This window comes from Streptosporangium sp. NPDC004379, from assembly GCF_042873875.1.
Taxonomy (GTDB): domain Bacteria; phylum Actinomycetota; class Actinomycetes; order Streptosporangiales; family Streptosporangiaceae; genus Streptosporangium.
On sequence record NZ_JBIAMC010000021.1, the window covers coordinates 1 to 16,692 of the forward strand.

At 71.8% G+C, this 16,692-nt stretch carries 17 protein-coding genes; 11 read left to right on the top strand and 6 right to left on the bottom strand.

Features of this window, described 5'->3' with window-relative positions; genetic code table 11:
• Positions 1 to 216: 216 nt before the first annotated feature.
• On the bottom strand, positions 217 to 600 hold the full coding sequence (locus ACFYSC_RS32200; RefSeq protein WP_389969124.1) for a YybH family protein: 384 nt from the start codon (positions 598 to 600) through the stop codon (positions 217 to 219).
• A gap of 136 nt (positions 601 to 736) precedes the next feature.
• Between ACFYSC_RS32200 and ACFYSC_RS32205 the strand changes: the two genes are divergently transcribed.
• Both ACFYSC_RS32205 and ACFYSC_RS32210 read left to right on the top strand, forming a co-directional pair.
• On the top strand, positions 737 to 1,723 hold the full coding sequence (locus ACFYSC_RS32205; protein WP_389969126.1) for an ArsR/SmtB family transcription factor: 987 nt from the start codon (positions 737 to 739) through the stop codon (positions 1,721 to 1,723).
• Positions 1,724 to 2,054: 331 nt separating this feature from the next.
• Entirely contained in the window at positions 2,055 to 2,594 is a 540-nt protein-coding gene (locus tag ACFYSC_RS32210; RefSeq protein WP_389969128.1) for a DUF1062 domain-containing protein, read from the top strand.
• 245 nt (positions 2,595 to 2,839) lie between these two features.
• Here ACFYSC_RS32210 and ACFYSC_RS32215 read toward each other — a convergent pair whose 3' ends face one another.
• On the bottom strand, positions 2,840 to 3,274 hold the full coding sequence (locus ACFYSC_RS32215; protein ID WP_389969130.1) for a hypothetical protein: 435 nt from the start codon (positions 3,272 to 3,274) through the stop codon (positions 2,840 to 2,842).
• 161 nt (positions 3,275 to 3,435) lie between these two features.
• On the opposite strand from ACFYSC_RS32215, the gene ACFYSC_RS32220 reads away from it, so the two are divergent.
• The 4 genes from ACFYSC_RS32220 to ACFYSC_RS32235 all read left to right on the top strand — a co-directional run bounded on the left by ACFYSC_RS32220 (position 3,436) and on the right by ACFYSC_RS32235 (position 7,199).
• Positions 3,436 to 4,086 carry a DUF998 domain-containing protein gene (locus tag ACFYSC_RS32220; RefSeq protein WP_389969132.1) on the top strand — a complete coding sequence of 217 codons (651 nt, stop codon included), beginning with the start codon at positions 3,436 to 3,438 and terminating at the stop codon, positions 4,084 to 4,086.
• A gap of 572 nt (positions 4,087 to 4,658) precedes the next feature.
• Positions 4,659 to 4,832 (top strand): hypothetical protein, encoded by a 174-nt coding sequence (locus ACFYSC_RS32225; protein WP_389969134.1) that lies wholly within the window; start codon positions 4,659 to 4,661, stop codon positions 4,830 to 4,832.
• Positions 4,833 to 4,836: 4 nt separating this feature from the next.
• On the top strand, positions 4,837 to 6,636 hold the full coding sequence (locus tag ACFYSC_RS32230; protein ID WP_389969136.1) for a DEAD/DEAH box helicase: 1,800 nt from the start codon (positions 4,837 to 4,839) through the stop codon (positions 6,634 to 6,636).
• A gap of 2 nt (positions 6,637 to 6,638) precedes the next feature.
• Positions 6,639 to 7,199, top strand: a complete 561-nt coding sequence (locus tag ACFYSC_RS32235) for a hypothetical protein (RefSeq protein ID WP_389969138.1) — start codon at positions 6,639 to 6,641, stop codon at positions 7,197 to 7,199.
• A gap of 123 nt (positions 7,200 to 7,322) precedes the next feature.
• Here the strand turns inward: ACFYSC_RS32235 and ACFYSC_RS32240 are convergent, their stop codons facing one another.
• Entirely contained in the window at positions 7,323 to 8,234 is a 912-nt protein-coding gene (locus ACFYSC_RS32240; protein ID WP_389969140.1) for an aldo/keto reductase, read from the bottom strand.
• Between the two features lie 150 nt (positions 8,235 to 8,384).
• Here ACFYSC_RS32240 and ACFYSC_RS32245 point away from each other — a divergent pair, with 150 nt between their 5' ends.
• From ACFYSC_RS32245 to ACFYSC_RS32255, 3 genes are all read left to right on the top strand, one after another.
• Complete coding sequence (locus ACFYSC_RS32245) at positions 8,385 to 8,729, top strand: hypothetical protein (RefSeq protein ID WP_389969142.1); 345 nt, start codon at positions 8,385 to 8,387, stop codon at positions 8,727 to 8,729.
• Between the two features lie 160 nt (positions 8,730 to 8,889).
• Positions 8,890 to 9,579 carry a helix-turn-helix domain-containing protein gene (locus ACFYSC_RS32250; protein WP_389969144.1) on the top strand — a complete coding sequence of 230 codons (690 nt, stop codon included), beginning with the start codon at positions 8,890 to 8,892 and terminating at the stop codon, positions 9,577 to 9,579.
• A gap of 115 nt (positions 9,580 to 9,694) precedes the next feature.
• Positions 9,695 to 10,585, top strand: coding sequence for a hypothetical protein (locus tag ACFYSC_RS32255; RefSeq protein ID WP_389969146.1), 891 nt, complete (start codon positions 9,695 to 9,697; stop codon positions 10,583 to 10,585).
• 195 nt (positions 10,586 to 10,780) lie between these two features.
• On the opposite strand, the gene ACFYSC_RS32260 is transcribed toward ACFYSC_RS32255, so the two are convergent.
• Positions 10,781 to 11,626, bottom strand: coding sequence for an aldo/keto reductase (locus tag ACFYSC_RS32260; RefSeq protein ID WP_389969148.1), 846 nt, complete (start codon positions 11,624 to 11,626; stop codon positions 10,781 to 10,783).
• A gap of 517 nt (positions 11,627 to 12,143) precedes the next feature.
• Positions 12,144 to 12,968, bottom strand: coding sequence for an SDR family oxidoreductase (locus ACFYSC_RS32265; RefSeq protein ID WP_389969150.1), 825 nt, complete (start codon positions 12,966 to 12,968; stop codon positions 12,144 to 12,146).
• 320 nt (positions 12,969 to 13,288) lie between these two features.
• On the opposite strand from ACFYSC_RS32265, the gene ACFYSC_RS32270 reads away from it, so the two are divergent.
• The gene (locus tag ACFYSC_RS32270) at positions 13,289 to 13,531 is read left to right on the top strand and encodes a hypothetical protein (RefSeq protein ID WP_389969152.1); all 243 of its coding nucleotides are present in this window, start codon (positions 13,289 to 13,291) and stop codon (positions 13,529 to 13,531) included.
• A 54-nt stretch (positions 13,532 to 13,585) separates the two neighbouring features.
• Here ACFYSC_RS32270 and ACFYSC_RS32275 read toward each other — a convergent pair whose 3' ends face one another.
• The gene (locus ACFYSC_RS32275) at positions 13,586 to 13,993 is read right to left on the bottom strand and encodes a PPOX class F420-dependent oxidoreductase (protein ID WP_389969153.1); all 408 of its coding nucleotides are present in this window, start codon (positions 13,991 to 13,993) and stop codon (positions 13,586 to 13,588) included.
• Between the two features lie 311 nt (positions 13,994 to 14,304).
• On the opposite strand from ACFYSC_RS32275, the gene ACFYSC_RS32280 reads away from it, so the two are divergent.
• A complete protein-coding gene (locus ACFYSC_RS32280) occupies positions 14,305 to 16,602 on the top strand; it encodes a HelD family protein (RefSeq protein ID WP_389969155.1) in 2,298 nt (765 codons plus the stop codon).
• Positions 16,603 to 16,692: the final 90 nt, after the last annotated feature.

Sequence of the window (16,692 nt, forward strand, 5' to 3'; positions counted from 1 at the left end):
CTCAAGGAGCTGCAGGCCCTGCTGGCAGCCTGGACAGGCCGATGCCCGACCTGCCGCAGACGGCCGCCCTAACCACCTAACAAAGCACTACTAGGTGTTCCGCGGCGTCGGCGACGTCCGCCGCCGATGCCGCGGTGCGGCGCCGGGTACGGCCGGGCCCGCGCGGGCCGGGTGCCGATGGGCGCGGGTCGTTCAAGGACCTGATCGCCGGTGTGTTCAGCCCGCTGTCGCACCGGCGGGGTTCGCGTCGCCGGCGGGATACGTCCCGTACCCTTCGGTCACCAGCGGACCGTCGAAGATCAGTACCTCGCTGACCAGGGCGCCCTTCTGGTTGCGGTAGTTGATGACCAGGCAGTCGACGCCGATGTAGGAGCCGACGACCTCGAAGCGCAGGTCGGGGATGCGCCGCAGCCCTTCTGCCCAGTAGGCGCGCAGCGCCGCCTTGCCCCGGATGACCCCGTCGCCGCCGAGGAGCTGCGCCGCGACCGGCGAACGGAACGTCACGTCCTCCGCGAAATGAGCCAGCAACGCGTCCAGGTCATGGGCGTTCCACGCCGCCGCCCAGCCGTCCACGAACTTCCGCACCGCGACATGATCCATACGCGTGATTATGTCCGGTCCCGTCGGGCGCGGTGACGCCGGCCTGGGACCCGCGTCCACGGAAGGGGCCTGTCCCTCCCGGGAAGCGGAGCCGCATCACCCGGGCCCGGCGCGACCTGGGGTAGCGTACGGGGCGATGACCAGCTTCGTGCTCGGCGTCGAGGATCTCGCCGACACCCGGTTCGCGCTCTCGCCCCTGCACGAGACCGTGGTCAGCCTGCGGGTGCTGCGCGATCCGCGGCTGCCGCAGCCGCATCCGGCCTGGCGCGCCTCCGTCCTCCCCCGGCTCGCCGCCTCCGACGCCGTCCTGCTGGGCTCCCTGGTCGGGACGGGCCTGGCCATCCCCGACTTCCTCACCCCCCGGCCCGCCGGCTTCGCCCCGGCCTTCGAGGAGGAACTGGCCACGGTCGGCCGGACCACACCCGCACTGGTCCGGCGTGACCTGCGGGCCGCCCACGCCCCGGGGCGGCTCCCGGAGGCCCTGCGCGCCGCCGTCGCCGGCGACGGCTCCGCCGCCGCCTTCCGTGACGCCGCCTGCGAGGCCCTGCGGCGCTACTGGGATGTCGCGATCAGGCCGATGTGGCCCCGGATACGGCTGCTGCTGGAGGCCGACATGACCTACCGCGCGCGGCGGCTGGCCGTGGGCGGCGCCCGCCTGCTGTTCGCCGACATGCACCCCGACCTGCGATGGCGCGACGGCGTGCTGCACATCGACAGGATCGTCGGCCGGCACCGCGTCGAGGCCTCCGGCCGGGGGCTGCTGCTGGTGCCGTCGGTGTTCGCCCACCGGCCCACTCCCCCGCTCCGGCCGGAGGAGCCGCCGCTGCTGATCTACCCGAGCCGCGGGACGGCGACGCTGTGGAGCCCGGCGCCGGCCGCCGGTTCGGCGGCGCTCGTGTCCCTCATCGGCGCGCCCCGGGCCAGGCTGCTCACCCTCCTGGCCGAGCCGCTGCCCACGGCCGAGCTCGCCCGCCGCCTCGGGGTGACCCCGAGCGCGGTCTCCCAGCACCTGCGCGTGCTGTACGGCACGGGCCTGGTCACCCGGGCCCGCGACGGGCGGCGGGTGCTGTACCGGCGCAGCCGGCTCGGCGACCGGCTGGCCGGCCCGCACCCGGAGCCCTGACCGGCCCGGTCCGCCCCGTGGCGATCGTGCGCGCGATCGCCGGGCTCCGGGACCCCTCGCCGGAAAACCGCTTGAACCTTCCCCCGTGTCCTCCGTAGGGTGCTCGCGGCCCCGCCACAGTGAAGACAGTCCCGCCACGGTGAAGACAGAGGACAAAACCGCGTGACCCCGCCTGCTTTCTGACCTGACACCTTCTTCCGCTCACCTGTAGCCGACGCTGCCGTCGGTTCCGCCGGGCTGCCCGCGTGCGCCCGGTCATACGGCGTTTGAGGCCGCGCGCAATCGGCCTCGTGTCAGGTCTAGAGAGATCATGTCTTCACAACCTCATATCGTGCTGCCCTGGGTCGTTCGCCGGACCAGGCTGCCTCTGCTGTCGTTGCGGTGCGTGGACTGCCGCTCGGAGTCGGCCACCACGGGCGAGGGCAGGTTCCGCGTCAACGCCAACGGCAAACTGCTGGACGTGTGGCTGCTGGTCCGCTGCACGTCCTGCGGCCGGACGAGCAAACTCACCGTGCACGAGCGGGCGCCGGTCAGATCCTTCGATCCGGCCGAGCTCGACGGCTACCACGCCAACGATCCGGAACTGGTGGCGTCCACACTGCTGGATCCGCTGCTCGCCCGGCGCAACCGCTTCGCTCTGGACTGGAGGGGCGCCTGGCGGCTGGACACCCCTCCGCCACGCCTCGACGAGGCGTGGCCGGTCCGGGTGGAGGTCGTCTTCGAGGATCCGGTGCCGGTGCGCGTGGATCGGCTCATCGCGCGAGGGCTCGGCCTCAGCAGGAACGAGGTGCTGCGCCGGGTCAAGTGCGACATTCCACTGTGCCGTTCGACGAGCACCGGGTTCGCCTTCACCGTGATGGCCGGGGACTGACCGGAACGCGGCCGCCGCACGCGATCGGTCCGGGCACGGGTCCCGGCGGGATCGGCGCCGTCCGGGACCGCCCCGGCGGACCGCGTCCCGTCCTGGAACCGGTGCGATGATCACCACACGTTGAGCCCGCCTTCGGGTCATGCCCGATGGCGGGCTCAGCGCGTGATCGCGCGACTCCCGGCCGGGGCCGGAGAACCCGGCTCATCCCGCCCGCCGAGGACCCTGGCGGGTGCGATGAGCCGGGGTCAGATCCGGGTCATGGTGGACTCGTAGCCGCCGCCCCCGGGGTAGACCCAGGCGCCGGCGACGGTGGAGCCGTCGGCGCTGAACGTGCCCTCGTAGTAGGCGGGACCGCCCTTGGCGCCGCCCCAGATGATCAGCTTGTCGCCGGTCAGCTCGTACACGTAGTCGAGCGTGTTGCCGGTCGAGTCGTAGAAGCGTGACACCACGTCGGCGCCGGCCGGTTCACCGAACGGGCGCAGGTTGCCGATCACCTCCAGGCCGGTGACGGCCTGGCCGAACTGGGTGAGCTCGACGTGCTGGAGCAGGAAGAAGCCGCCGGGCATCCACTCGTACCGCACGGTTCCCTCGGCGCCGCCGGTGACCGCCCAGGTGCCGGTCAGGCGGTCCAGGGCCTTCAGATCGGCGCTCGGCAGGCAGGTCTCCGTCGTCTCGGACATCTCATTCTCCTTGTGGTCTCGGTGACTGTTCGCCGGTACCTCGGAGCCCGCCCGCGTGCTTCGACACGAGCCGGATGTGTTTCAGATCACATCGTGGCCGTGTCGAGAGCCAGGGGCCGGATCCGAGGTGGCGGCAGGAACCCACCCTCAAGGAGGAAGTCATGACCACCACCGCAGCCGGACCCCTGTCCACCGCCGGCGTCCGCCGCCCGGCGGCCCACCTGCTGCTCGCCGGAGCCCTGGCCGGGCCGGTGTTCTTCGCCTCGGCGATCGTGCAGATGCTCACCCGCGAAGGCTTCGACATCACCCGCCACCCGATCAGCCAGCTCTCCGCCGGTGATCTCGGCTGGATCCAGATCGCCACGTTCGTGCTCGCCGGCCTGGGCGGCCTGGCGCTGGCCGGCGGTGTCAGGCGTACCGTCACCGAGGGGGCCGGCCGGCGGGCGCTGCCCATCCTCGTCGGGATCTTCGGGGCCGGGATGATCGCAGCCGGCCTGTTCACCATGGACCCGGAGAACGGCTTCCCCGCCGGAACCCCCGACGGGCCGGCGGCGCAGATGTCCTGGCACGCCGTCGCGCACCCGGCCGCGGCCACTGTCTCCTTCACCGCGCTGGCCGTCGCCGCCGTCGTGCTGGCCGTCCGGTGCGCTCGTCGCCGGGCCGTATACACGGCCATCGGCAACGGCGCCGCCGGGCTCGTCCTGCTGCTGCCCATGTCGCCGGAGCACATGAGCGTCCAAATCGCCGTCAACGGCCTGGTCGCCTTCACCTGGACGACCGTCCTCGCCCTGTCCCTGCGCCGTTCCGCCTGACCCCGCATACGCTTTCCCGAATGTCCGATGCGTGACTTCCGCTCTCGCTTCGTCAACGGCCATTAAGGTTAACCCCCGCCCTTCCGATGATGCTCCGATTTTCCGTTCCACCGACCCGGCTGAATTCCGATGACACCATTCGAAGAATACGCCGGGAAGAATGTCCGGCCCGCCGGAACGGCAGGACGGGAAAAGCCGTCCGCACGGGGCGCTCCGCCGTTCCCGGAGGCTTCAGGGCGAGCTCCGGGAGCGGCCGCCCGACGGTGGCGCTCGCCATCGGCCCGTCGCCGGCGCGGGGCGGGGCAGAAGGCGGGACACGGGGCAGGGCACGGAATCCGCGCCGGGTCGAACAACGGGATCAGAGATTGACGGGACGCTTGGCGGTATGCCCTCGGAAGCGCGCCGAACCGCCGGTCCGTTCACATCTTCAAGAATTGACAGAACCTTTGGGATTGTGCCCTTGGGGGCGCCGGGGAATCGCCGGCCGTCACCGGTCGTTCAGGAATTGACATAAGCCCGACGGTTGCCTATGGTCCGCTTGTCGCTTTTCCGGACCGCATCCGAAGGTGTTGATGACTGAATCCATGTCGCCGGAGTCCGGGCAGCAGTCGGTGCTCGCCATTCTCCCGGCGTGTTCGCTGCCGGCCCGGCTGGACGACACCGCCCTGGGCACCACCCTGGGAACCCCCCGGGCCGGCGCGGAGGATCCGACCGTCCGCGAGGGCGCCGGCGCGGGTGCCCGCTGACGCCATGGGAACCAGGAAGGAACTCCCCGGGACGCGGCCGGTCGGTCAGGCCACGTACCTGCCCGACCGGCACATGTTCGCCCTGTGGACCTGGGCCGACGGCACCGTGGGGGCGCCCCCGCCGGTCGGTGACGTCCAGACCGTCCCCCTGGTCGTCCCGACGCCGGACCTCGGCGGGCTCAAGGTGTCCGACGTCGACTGCGTGCTGATCGAGCCGGACCGGCTCGCGGCCGTGCCCCTCGACTCGCCCGGCCGGTCGGTGGACGTCTGGCGGTCGTGGAGCGCGGGCGGCGAACCGGCCCTGCCGATCGCCGCGCACGCGGTCCCCGACGCCACGGGGGTCGCCGTCACGACGGCGGAACACGCGAGCGGCGTCTTCCGCCGCACCACCGCGGTGGGGGCCGAGATGCGCACGGCGCTCACCGCCGAGCTGCGCCCGTATCAGGTGCGCGGGGTGAGCTGGCTGCGCGAGACCGTCGACACGCACGGCGGCGCGGTGCTGGCCGACGAGATGGGACTCGGCAAGACCCTGCAGACCATCGGCTGTGTCGCCGGACGCGCCGGGAAGGGGCCGCAGCTGGTGGTCTGTCCCACGTCGTTGGTGGGGAACTGGGCACACGAGATCGCACGGTTCGCGCCCGGCCTGCGGACCGTGATCTGGCGCGGCGGGCCGCTGTCCCCGGTGAACGGCGGCACGGTGGTGCTCACCGGCTATCCCACGCTGCGCACGCACGGCCCGGCCCTGGCGGGGATCCGGTGGAGCACCGCGGTCTTCGACGAGGCGCAGGCCCTGAAGAACCCCCGTACGCAGGTGTCGAAGGCCGCGCGCACCATCGCGGCCGACGCGCGGATCGCCCTGACCGGGACGCCCGTCGAGAATCACCTCGACGAGCTGTGGACCCTGCTCGATCTGGTCGCACCGCACCTGTTCGGGAACCGGACGCGGTTCCGCCGTCGTTTCGTGCGGCAGATCGCGGCCGGCTCCCCGGCCGCTTCCGCCCGGCTGCGCGGGGCCATCGAACCGGTCGTGCTGATGCGGAAGAAGGCGCAGGTCGCGGCGTCGCTCCCGCCCAAGATCCACGCCGATCTCATCTGCGACCTCACCGAGGAGCAGGAGAGGCTGTACGACCGGCTGCTGGAGCAGGTCATCGACGACGGCTTCGGCATTGGAGCCCGGCGGCAGACCAGGGTCCTCGCCGTCCTGACCTCGCTCAAGCAGGTCTGCAACCATCCGGGCCTGATCACGGACGACCTCGGTGAGCTGCCGGGCAGATCGGGAAAGCTCGACCTGTGCACCGACATCGTGGCCGGCAACCTGGAGAACGACGCTCCGACCCTCGTCTTCACCCAGTACCGGCGGACCGGTGAGCTGCTGGTCCGGCACTTCGCCGAACGGTTCGGGGTGAGTACGCCGTTCTTCCACGGCGGCCTGAACCAGGAGCAGCGGGCCGGCATCGTCCGCCGGTTCCAGTCCGGCGACGGCCCGAAGGTCCTCGTCCTCAGCCTGAAGGCCGGGGGCACCGGGCTCACACTCACGCGCGCGGCCGACGTCATCCACTTCGACCGGTGGTGGAACCCGGCCGTGGAGGCCCAGGCGTCCGACCGGGTCCACCGGATCGGTCAGACCCGCACGGTCACCGTCACCACCCTGACCACCGGAACCACCGTCGAGGAGCACATCGCGGCCATGCACGACCGCAAGTCCGCACTGTCGGACGTCACCGACATGTCAAGCGTCGCCGAGCTGACCCGCCTGGACGACGACCGTCTCATCGAGGTCCTGCGCCGGAAGCGGGTCAACTGACCATGGCCGACCACGACTACGGTTACACGACGTGGGGCGGGGACTGGGTCCGGTTCGCCGAGTCGTTGCGCCAGACCCGTCCCGATCCCCGGCTGCCGGGCGCGCGGCGCATGGCGCGCGACGGGAAGGTGCAGATCACGTTCGACGACCGGACCGTGCGCGCCGTCGTGCACCGAGGCCGCGGCACCTCGACGGTCACGATCGAGGTCGCGCCGATGTCCCCGGAGGCGACGGCCGAGATCTCCCGCCGGCTGAGCGGCATCCAGCCCCTGCTCACCGACGATCTGTACCGCGCGATCGCCGACGCGGGCCATCCGCCCGCGCCGGTCCTCGACAGCGTCGGCTGCTCCTGCCCGGCCGGCGCCCCGCGGTGCGCCCACGAACTGGCCGTCTACTACGACATGGCGCGGCGCATCGACGACGATCCCCGCATCGCCCTCGACGTGCAGGGCTTCTTCCGCGCTTCGGCGGGCGGCGGCCGAGCGCCCGCCGAAGCGACGGCGCAGCGCTGGATCGCGCTCAACTCCCTTGATCCGGCCGCCTACTTCACCGCGGCCGGGTGACACGACCGGCCTGACGGGCCCCGCACTCGTCCGGCGTGAGGACCCCGGCGTGTCCCGGCGGAGGCCCCGCCGGGCCCCGCCGGGCCCCGCCGGGGTCCGCCGGGGTCCTCACGCGGATCCGTCCTACTCGCCGCCGACGGCCGAGAGGGCCGTCATCTCCTCCGCGGAGAGCCGCAGCGCGCCGGCGGCCACATTGGCGGCCAGGTGGCCGGGGTCACCGGTTCCCGGGATGGCCAGCACATGCGGCCCCTGCTGGAGGGTCCACGCCAGCCGTACCTGCGCGGGCGTCGCGTCGTGCGCGCGCGCCACGGCGAGCACCGTCTCGTCGTCGGTCCCGACCGCGCCCGCCTCGCGGCCGGCGCCGGCGATCGCGAAGAACGGCACGAAGGCGATGCCCTGAGCGCCGCAGGCCCGCAGGAACTCCCGCTCGGCGGCCGGCGCGCCGAGACCGTAGGAGTTCTGCACGCACACCACCGGCGCGATGGCCTGGGCCTCGGCCAGATGGCCGGGCGTGACGTTGGACACGCCCAGGTGCCGGATGAGCCCGGCGTCGCGCAGTTCGGCCAGCGCGCCGAAGTGCTCGGCGATCGAGCCGGTCCTGTTGTTCGGCGGGACGCGGAGGTTCACCACGTCCAGGTGGTCGCGCCCCAGCTGGCGCAGGTTCTCCTCCACCTGGCCGCGCAGCTGCCGCGGAGTGGCCCACCACCACTCCCCCGAGGAGTCCCGGCCCGGCCAGACCTTGGTGGTGATGACCAGGTCGTCCGGGTACGGGGCCAGAGCCCGGTTGATCAGCTCGTTGGCCGAGCGCAGCGAGGAGAAGTAGAACGCGGCGGTGTCGATGTGGTTCACCCCCAGCTCGATCGCGCGCCGCAGCACGGTGATCGACCGCTCCCGGTCGCTCGGCACGCCCAGGTCGAAGGCGGCGCTGCCGGTCAGGCGCATCGCGCCGAGCCCGACGCGGTTGACCGTGAGGTCACCGAGCTTCCAGGTGCCCGCGGCCGCCGCGGTGACGGTGGGCGCGTACGAATCCGACATGAGTCTCCTTGGTGAGGACGGTGGACGGCGGGGGCCCTGCGTCCGGGCCGTCGGCCAGGCGCGGCGACCGGCCGTAGCGGGGACGTGACCGCCCCCGGGCACGCAAAAGAGCCTCCTCGGTGGACCGGGGTCCGTACCGGGGAGGCTCAGATGTCAACGGAGATCATATCGCAGGTCCGGGCCCGTTCCGGGCTGTCCGGCAACGAGCCGGAACTGGAGGACCTGTTCGGCCGCCACGTCATCACGACCTTCGTGAAGGGCCCCGACATCGGCCCGTACGAGGCCGCTCGGCACATCCCCGGAGTGCGCGGACATGAGCTTTCGTACACGGCGAACCGGCACTTCTCGATTGTTCCGCTCCGCGAGGAGGACCCGACCGCAGCGGGCTTCGGGCCGGGTCGCCTGACCGGCCCGACAGCGCACGCCGAGCGTGTCGGGGGAATCGAGCTGGTGTCAGAAATCCTGGCCCCGGATGGCTTGGCCATAGCCAGGTGACGTGTACCGTTCCGTGACGTCATGTCGGGCGGTCGCCATGAGGGTCAGCGGTGCAGCGGACAGCGGTAGCGGGGTCCGGGCCTGCGAACCTCGTATATTCCGAAGTCGTGGGCACTACAGTCGGCCGCAGTTGTGTGCGTGGTGCGGGGGTGGACGATACATGGGGAGCTATGCGACACGACGAGGCGTCCGAACCGGCGCGACGATGTGGCGGGCGCTCTCGGATGGCCCCGAGAAGCGCATCGCCCCCGACGGCGTGATGGATCTGATGTGGTTCCAGGACCGTCTCGTCGTGGCAGGCCCCGACACTCGGACGGTCATCGTGCCGACGCATGCCGGCAAGGTGACCTGGGGTCTCCAACTCGCTCCGGGCGTGGCGTACACACTTCTCGGTGTGCCCGCACACGAACTGACGGAGCGGCGCGTCGAGTTGTCGGAACTCGTCGCGCTCCCCAGGCATGACGGCTGGTCGTTCGAGGACGACGCGATCGACGCGCTCGAACGGGTTTTCATCGCCCTGTGGACGCGGGCGGACCCGGAACGCTTCGTCCTTCGTATGGCGGCCTCTCTCGACCGCGCCGCTCGCGAAGGTCTGAGCGTGCGTGAGACAGCAGAGCTCCACGACCTGTCGGAGCGATCATTGCGTCGGCTCAGCAACCGGCTCTTCGGCTACGGCCCCAAGACGCTCATGCGGATTCACCGTTTCCAGCACGCACTCCACCTGGCGCGAGCAGGCCTGCCGTTGAGTGATGCCGCGGCGGCAGCCGGCTACGCCGACCAAGCCCACTTCAACAGGGAGAGTAAACGGCTCACCGGCCAGACACCCGCCACGCTCACACGCGTCGCTTAGCTTTTCACCAGGATGACACTCTCTCAAATGCCCGTCTGTTCTTGCTTCGGGTTCGTTTCCCCGGCTGGCCGTTTCGTCCAAGCCTGACGTAGCCGACGGATGACAGCGTTCTCGTATGAGCATCAACCTGGGTCGCGCGAGAGCGTTCATGGCCTCGCACGCGCGAGTTCTCGATCGGCAGCGCTTCGAGGCCATCACCACCGGCAGCGACGCTGCTCGTCAGGCCGTCATCCACGGACTCGACGCCTACCGAAACCCCGACGGCGGCTACGGGTGGGGACTCGAACCGGACCTTCGTGCACCGGAGAGCCAGCCGGGAGGCGCCCAGCACGCGCTGGAGGCGCTCGCTGACGCCGGCCCCGCGACTTCGCCGCACACCGCGGCCCTCCTCGACTGGCTGGGCTCCGTGGCTCTTCCCGATGGCGGGCTGCCGTTCGCGCTTCCGATCAGCGACCCCTCGGCGTGCGCCCCGTTCTGGGTGCAGGCGGATCCCTCGGAGCCATCGCTGCAGATCACGGCCGCGGTGGCGACGCAGGCGTATCGCGCCGCGCGTTGGGATGAAGCCGTACGAGACCATCCATGGCTGGCAACGGCGACGCGGTACTGCTTCGACGCGATCCGTGGGATCGACGAAGCGCCCTTCGCGTACGTGCTGTCCTTCGCGCTCCAGTTCCTCGACATCGCAGCCGACACCCACCCGGAGGCGCGTGACCTGCTCGACCGCCTCGGACGGTTCGTCCCGAAGAACGGGGCATTCGCCGTGGCCGGCGGGGCCGAGGGTGAGACGCTTCATCCTCTCGACTACGCGCCCGAGCCCGGGCGATCGATCCGCGGCCTGCTCGACCCCGAAGCCGTGTCGGACGACCTCGACCGCCTGGAACTCGGGCAGCGACAGGACGGCGGGTGGGTGGTTGACTTCACCAGCCATTCGACCGCCGCATCACTCGAATGGCGGGGCTATGCGACGGTCGGCGCCGTCACTGTGCTGCGTATGAACGGACGCTGACCCCGGCTCGCTCTGGGCCACAGAGCGCGATTCGGCTCTGTCCTCCAGCGGCGGTCTTCACAAGTAGCTGTCGGTGATCGCCGCTGCGATCTGTGACGCTCGCGTTTCCCGAGGTTTACCGCAGCAAGCGCCGGATTTGTTGCGGCAGCGCCACCCGGGGCTGACCCGGCCCGCGCGGGGCCGGGCGGGCCGAGGTCAGTCCGGTACGTAGTCGAAGGTGTCCGGGTGCGGTCCGACCCGTCCCCGCTCACCCTTGTCGAGCGCGCTGATCGCTTCGACCTGCTGCGGGGTGAGGGAGAAGTCGAACAGGCCGAAGTTCTCCACCATCCGCTCGCGCCGCGTCGTCTTGGGGAAGACGATGTCGCCACGCTGGATGTGCCAGCGCAGGATGACCTGTGAGGTGGTCCTGCCGTGGGCGGCGGCGATCTCGGTGATCTTCTCGTCCGCGAGGACGGCGCCGCCCTGCCCGAGCGGGCTCCACGCCTCCACGGCGATGCCGTGACGGTGGGAGGCCTCGCGCGCGGCGTCGTTGGCGAAGTAGGGGTGAGCCTCGATCTGGTTCACCGCGGGCACCACCCCCGTCTCGGTGATGATCCGGTCGAGGTGGCCGGGCTGGAAGTTCGACACGCCCGCGGTGCGCAGCCTGCCGTCGGCGACCAGGCCGGTGATGGCCTTCCAGGTCGAGACGTAGTCGCCGTCGTAGAGGGTGGGCAGCGGCCAGTGCATCAGGAACAGGTCGAGCCGCTCCAGGCCGAGCCGGTTCATCGTCTCGTCGAAGGAGCGCCGCACGTCGTCGGGTCGGTGGTTGCCGTTGTTGAGCTTGCTGGTGACGTACAGCTCCTCACGGGGAACGCCGGAGGCCGCGATGGCCGCGCCGACGCCCTCCTCGTTGCCGTACATCTGGGCGGTGTCGATGTGGCGGTAGCCGACCTGCAGGGCCTGGCCGACGATGCCGGCGGTCTCCTCGGGCGGGATGAGATAGGTGCCGAATCCCAGCTGCGGGATCCGTGTCCTGTCATTGAGGGTGATCGTTGGAACCATTCCTTCAACGTACCCACGAAATCCCAGGTGAACGGGCCCCGGCGGTGCCGGCCCATGCTCGGGCGCGTACGGCGGGCGAGGCCGTGCGGGCCGGGGGGTTTCGCCCCGACCCCGTCATCCTCAGAACCTCCTGCTACATCCGGGAGAAATCCTCGAAGGGCATGCCTCGGCTCGCGAACGCGGCCGGCACGGCGGACGGCCCAAGGTGTTCGACGACGACATGGCGGCCTACGCCCCGAACGCTCCGCGCCCGGGGCGTGCCGGTGCCCGAGGTCGCCCGCAAGCCGGTCATCCCCGAAGGCAAGGACAAGGGGCGCCACCCCTCAGTGACCGGCGTCCACCGGGTCGCGGGTGGGATGGCCGCTGGTCGGCCTCCCGCGAGCGCCGCGGGCCTTGAGCGGCAACGGAACGGCCGGTGACGTCGGCGGGCCGGAGACCCGCCGGGTTTCCGTCACCGGCCGTCCGAGCCGATCAGGGGACACACCGCTTCGAAAGCCCGGCCGTGTGTCAGCGGTCCTCAGCGCCAGTGAAGATCTCCGATCGTCGCGGCTTCCGCGCCTCCGTCGGCGAAGATGACCTGACCGGTGACGAAGCGGTTGTCCGTGCCGCCGAGCCAGCAGATGAGTTCGGCGATCCACTCGGGCCGTCCTGGAAATCCGCCGAAGGGTTGGGGCGAGGCGCTCTCGACGGCGGTGCGTACGTCTTCGCTCGCGAAGATCCACGAGGCTGCGGGGGTGTCGACGATGCCGGGTGCGACGACGTTGAGGGCGATGCCGGCTCCGGCCCATTCGGGGGTCGGGGCGACTCTGCGGGCCCATCGATTCAGCGCCCGCTTGGCGAGGCCGTACGCACCCGCGGCACCGGCCAGGGACGGATCCGCGTTGATGTGGGCGACGGCGGCGGCTTCGTCGCCGTCGAGGCATGCCTGCAGCACGCGCTCGTTCGCGGGGGCGAGAGAGGAGGTCGACGACACGGCCACGGCGCGGGGCGCCTCGCTCTGCGCCAGCAGCGGCCGCAGCCCTTCAAGGGTCGCGACGGTGCCGAAGTAGTTGGTCTCGAGGAGACCGGTCTTGCCGCCTCCCGCGATGGCGAGCACCGCGTCGATGGGCCCGTATTCGGTCACCTGGTCGACCAGCGACCGTCGTCCGTCAGGGGTGGACAGATCGGCCTGGATGTCGGCGTCGCCGAGGTCGCAGCCGATGACCTTGGCGCCGCGTTCGCGGAGCAGCGCCGCGGTGGCGGCGCCGATGCCGGATGCCGAGCCGGTGACGACGTATGTCCGCCCGGCGATTACTGGCGACTCACCAGGACCGGCACCACGGCCGGCGAGTTTGTTATCCATTTGGATAACAATATTCGCATGGATAACGTATGCCAAGGCCCACCACGTAGCGATCCATACGTAACCATCAGTTATATTTCCCCGTATCGCAGTACCTGAGTGGAGGGCCTCCAGCGCCATGCCGCCCGTTTGCGCCTCGTGCCGCGCTCGCCAAGACGCCCAACGTCCCGATGCCGGCCGTTCACCGGCCGGGCACGCTCTGGATCGAGCTGCCCACTCTGCCGCGAGATGACGCTCACTCCTGCGGCCGCCCGCCGGTTCAACCGCCGGCGGGGCAGGGCACGCCCTTCATCGCCCGCAACTCGCCGAGCAGATCGCGGATGATCGCCGATCCGGCCGGCTCCGGCGTGGTCACATACCCCACGCGGCGCTGCGGCGCACCATCGCTGAGCCCGGCCGTCACGACCTTGGCGGGCGCACCGACCGTGGACAGCCTGGGCACGATCGCCGCCGGGGTGCTCCACCCCGGCCGGCCCGCGGTGTACGACCTGGCCGACGGCCCGAAGGCGCTGGCCGAACCGGAGAGCCGGGCGACCGTCGGCAAGCTGGCGCTGCGCCCCTGAGAACCCCGTCCCGCCTCGCCTTCCCTCACGCTCGGCCTCGGCCCTGCGGGCCCGTCACGTCGCGTTGCCCAGAACGCGTCCCGGCGTGATCCGGATCACCACCCGCACGTTCTCCGGGGGAAGCCGGAGGTACTCCTCCCCGGCGCCGGCGCCCTCGTACTTCTCCGCCAGCCTCACCGCCAGCCGCCTTCCCTCGTCCTCGGCGACCGTCGCGAGCCCGCGGATCTCGACGTACCTCTCGGGATCCGAAAGGTCGAACACGCTGAGGCTGGCGCGCGGATCCCGTTCCAGGTTCAGGACCTTGCGCCTTCCGGCCTGGGAGGAGATCACCACGTCGTCACCGTCGGTGCCGACCCAGACGACCGAGGTCTGCGGGCCGCCGTCGGGGTTGAGGGTGGCGAGGACGCCGATGTTGGGGGCGTCGAGGATCCGCCGTACGGAGTCGCTGAGGGTAACGTCCATGATCGAAAGCTTACGGGCCCCGGAATGTTCGTCCACCTGAGCGCCGGACCCAGCGGTCGCCCATCGTGGTGACAAGGGCGTCGATCAGGTGCCGCCGGTCCCGGTGACGTCCGTGGTGCGGTGGCCGAGGACCCGTCGGCGCCCGGCGCAGCGGGCCTGTCAGTGGCTCGTCAAGGACACGTCGGGGAGCAGGCGATCCAGAGGGCGGCAGAAAAAGAAGGACAGAGGATGACACGGGAGAACGAGAGCGTTATGCTCGATCCTTCTCCTCGGAAAAGATTAGAATCCCTCAATAGGAGTTTATCAGAGAGATGGAACTCCGTCAACACGAATCCGCTCTCGCCGCCGCGCTGCGCGTCGAGCAAGCCCACGTCACCCGGACCTACGAGCGGCTGGACGCCGTCCGGCGGCACACCCGCGCCGCGCTGGAGGAGGCCTACGGGCGCGAGACCGGCGGCCTGCACCAGGCCCGCTACGAACGCGAGGTCAGCGCGGACGAGCACGCCCGCCGCCTGGCCCGCCTGGAGGCGGTCGAGCGCGGCCTGTGCTTCGGCCGGATCGACGACACCGACGGCGACACCCGCTACATCGGCCGCGCCGGGCTGCGCGACGCCGACGGCGAGATCATCCTGACCGACTGGCGGGCTCCGGCCGCCCGCCCCTTCTACACCGCCACCCCCGGCGATCCCGGCGCGCTCGTGCGCCGCCGTCACCTGCACACCCGCGACCGCGTCGTGGTCGGTCTCGACGACGAGGTGTTCGACCTGGAACACCTCGGCGAGGGCGAGCGCCGTACGCTCGTCGGCGAGGCGGCGCTGCTGGCGGCCCTGCGGCGCGGCCGTACCGGGCGGATGGGCGAGGTGGTCGCCACCATCCAGCGCGAGCAGGACCGGGTGATCCGCTCCGGCCTGGCGGGGGCGCTGGTGGTGCAGGGCGGGCCCGGGACCGGCAAGACCGTCGCCGCCCTGCACCGGGCGGCCTTCCTGCTCTACACCCACCGCGACGTGCTGGAACGGCGCGGCATCCTCATCGTGGGTCCCAACGCCGTCTTCTCCCGTTACATCGGCCAGGTGCTGCCGTCGCTGGGTGAGACCGACGTGGTGCTGTCGTCGGTCGGGCAGCTGTACCCGGGCGTGCACGCCGTCGCCGCCGACCCCCCGGCGGCCGCCGCGCTCAAGGGCGGCCCGGGCATGGCAGAGGTGCTCGCCGCGGCGCTGCGCGACCGCCGGCGCGTCCCCGAAGGCGATCTGGAGGTGGACGTCCCGGTGCGCACCTCGCTGCGCGACGGCGTGGAGGTGGTCGTGCAGTGGATGACGCTGCGGGCCGGCCATGACGTCTGCGTGCGCGCCCGCGACCGGGCCGCCCGCGCCCGCCTGCCGCACAACGCCGCCCGCAAGCTGTTCGTGATGGACATGCTCAGGGCGCTGGCCCTGGACGAGGCCCGGCGGCTGGACGCCCCGGAGGACGAGGAGGATCTGCGTCACGCCCGCCGGGCGCTGTGGGCCCAGGAGCCGGTCCGCCGGGCGCTGGACGCGCTGTGGCCGCCGCTGACCCCCGAGGAGCTGGTCGCCGGCCTGCTGTCCGACCCGGCCGCGCTGGAGTCGGCCGCGCCCGGCCTGACCCCGGCCGAGCGCGCCGCGCTGCTGCGGCCGTACGGCGCGCCGTGGACGACGGACGACGTCCCGTTGCTGGACGAGGCGGCCGAGCTGCTGGGCGAGGACGTCGGCGACGCCGAGGCGGCCGGGACGTTCTCCCGCGCCGAGCGCGAGCGGGCCGAACGCGAGGACGACGAGCGGTACGCGCTGGGCGTGCTGGAGTACACCGGCCTGTTCGAGGACGGCATGATGGAGGCCGCCGCGCTGGCCGGCCGCCACCGCGCGCCGGGACCGGAGACCACCACCGCCGAGCGGGCCGCCGCCGACCGCCGCTGGGCCTACGGTCACGTCATCGTGGACGAGGCGCAGGAGCTGTCGGCGATGGCCTGGCGCACCGTGATGCGCCGCGTCCCGGCCCGCTCGCTGACCATCGTGGGCGACCTCGCCCAGACCGGCTCACCGGCCGGGGCCCGCTCGTGGGGCGAGATGCTCGACCCCTACCTCCGGGGCCGCCTGCGCACCGAGCGGCTGCGGGTCAACTACCGCACCCCGGCGGAGATCATGGAGGTGGCCGCCGACGTCCTCGCGGCGGTCTCCCCCGGCGCCGAGCCGCCGGAGTCGGTGCGCGACGGCGGCGCTCCCCCGCGCGCCGTACGCCTCGACCCCGGTCTTCCCGCCGGTCGCGCCGCCCTGACCGCCCTGGTGCGTGAGGAACTCGCCGCGATCGGTGAGGGCCGCCTGGCCGTCATCGTCCCCGACGACCGCCAGGAGGCCCTCGCCGGGCTCTTCCCCCGCGAGGGCGACGTCCTGGACTCCCCCGTCGCGGTCCTGACCGTCACCGCCGCCAAGGGGCTGGAGTTCGACGCCGTGGTGGTCGTCGAGCCCGGTGAGATCCTCACCCGGTCCCCGACGGGCGGCAACGACCTGTACGTGGCGATCACCCGGGCGACCCGGCGCCTGGCCGTCACCTGCCGCGGCGAGCTGCCGCCGATGCTGTCGCGCCTGCGCCGCTGACGCCCGCCCTCGCCCCCGCCCCCGTCTCCGCCGCCGGTTTCCGCCGGGGAAAGGAATGCCGCCCCATGGCGCTGCGGGACCGGGGCGGAG

Bases quoted from the DNA above. Each gene is read 5' to 3' on its own strand.
- ACFYSC_RS32280 (WP_389969155.1), top strand. From the start codon at position 14,305: ATGGAACTCCGTCAACACGAATCCGCTCTCGCCGCCGCGCTGCGCGTC.
- ACFYSC_RS32225 (WP_389969134.1), top strand. From the start codon at position 4,659: ATGACTGAATCCATGTCGCCGGAGTCCGGGCAGCAGTCGGTGCTCGCC.
- ACFYSC_RS32200 (WP_389969124.1), bottom strand. From the start codon at position 600: ATGGATCATGTCGCGGTGCGGAAGTTCGTGGACGGCTGGGCGGCGGCG.
- ACFYSC_RS32260 (WP_389969148.1), bottom strand. From the start codon at position 11,626: ATGGTTCCAACGATCACCCTCAATGACAGGACACGGATCCCGCAGCTG.
- ACFYSC_RS32205 (WP_389969126.1), top strand. From the start codon at position 737: ATGACCAGCTTCGTGCTCGGCGTCGAGGATCTCGCCGACACCCGGTTC.
- ACFYSC_RS32255 (WP_389969146.1), top strand. From the start codon at position 9,695: ATGAGCATCAACCTGGGTCGCGCGAGAGCGTTCATGGCCTCGCACGCG.
- ACFYSC_RS32245 (WP_389969142.1), top strand. From the start codon at position 8,385: ATGTCAACGGAGATCATATCGCAGGTCCGGGCCCGTTCCGGGCTGTCC.
- ACFYSC_RS32250 (WP_389969144.1), top strand. From the start codon at position 8,890: ATGGGGAGCTATGCGACACGACGAGGCGTCCGAACCGGCGCGACGATG.
- ACFYSC_RS32265 (WP_389969150.1), bottom strand. From the start codon at position 12,968: ATGGATAACAAACTCGCCGGCCGTGGTGCCGGTCCTGGTGAGTCGCCA.
- ACFYSC_RS32275 (WP_389969153.1), bottom strand. From the start codon at position 13,993: ATGGACGTTACCCTCAGCGACTCCGTACGGCGGATCCTCGACGCCCCC.
- ACFYSC_RS32220 (WP_389969132.1), top strand. From the start codon at position 3,436: ATGACCACCACCGCAGCCGGACCCCTGTCCACCGCCGGCGTCCGCCGC.
- ACFYSC_RS32235 (WP_389969138.1), top strand. From the start codon at position 6,639: ATGGCCGACCACGACTACGGTTACACGACGTGGGGCGGGGACTGGGTC.
- ACFYSC_RS32215 (WP_389969130.1), bottom strand. From the start codon at position 3,274: ATGTCCGAGACGACGGAGACCTGCCTGCCGAGCGCCGATCTGAAGGCC.
- ACFYSC_RS32270 (WP_389969152.1), top strand. From the start codon at position 13,289: ATGATCGCCGATCCGGCCGGCTCCGGCGTGGTCACATACCCCACGCGG.
- ACFYSC_RS32230 (WP_389969136.1), top strand. From the start codon at position 4,837: ATGGGAACCAGGAAGGAACTCCCCGGGACGCGGCCGGTCGGTCAGGCC.
- ACFYSC_RS32240 (WP_389969140.1), bottom strand. From the start codon at position 8,234: ATGTCGGATTCGTACGCGCCCACCGTCACCGCGGCGGCCGCGGGCACC.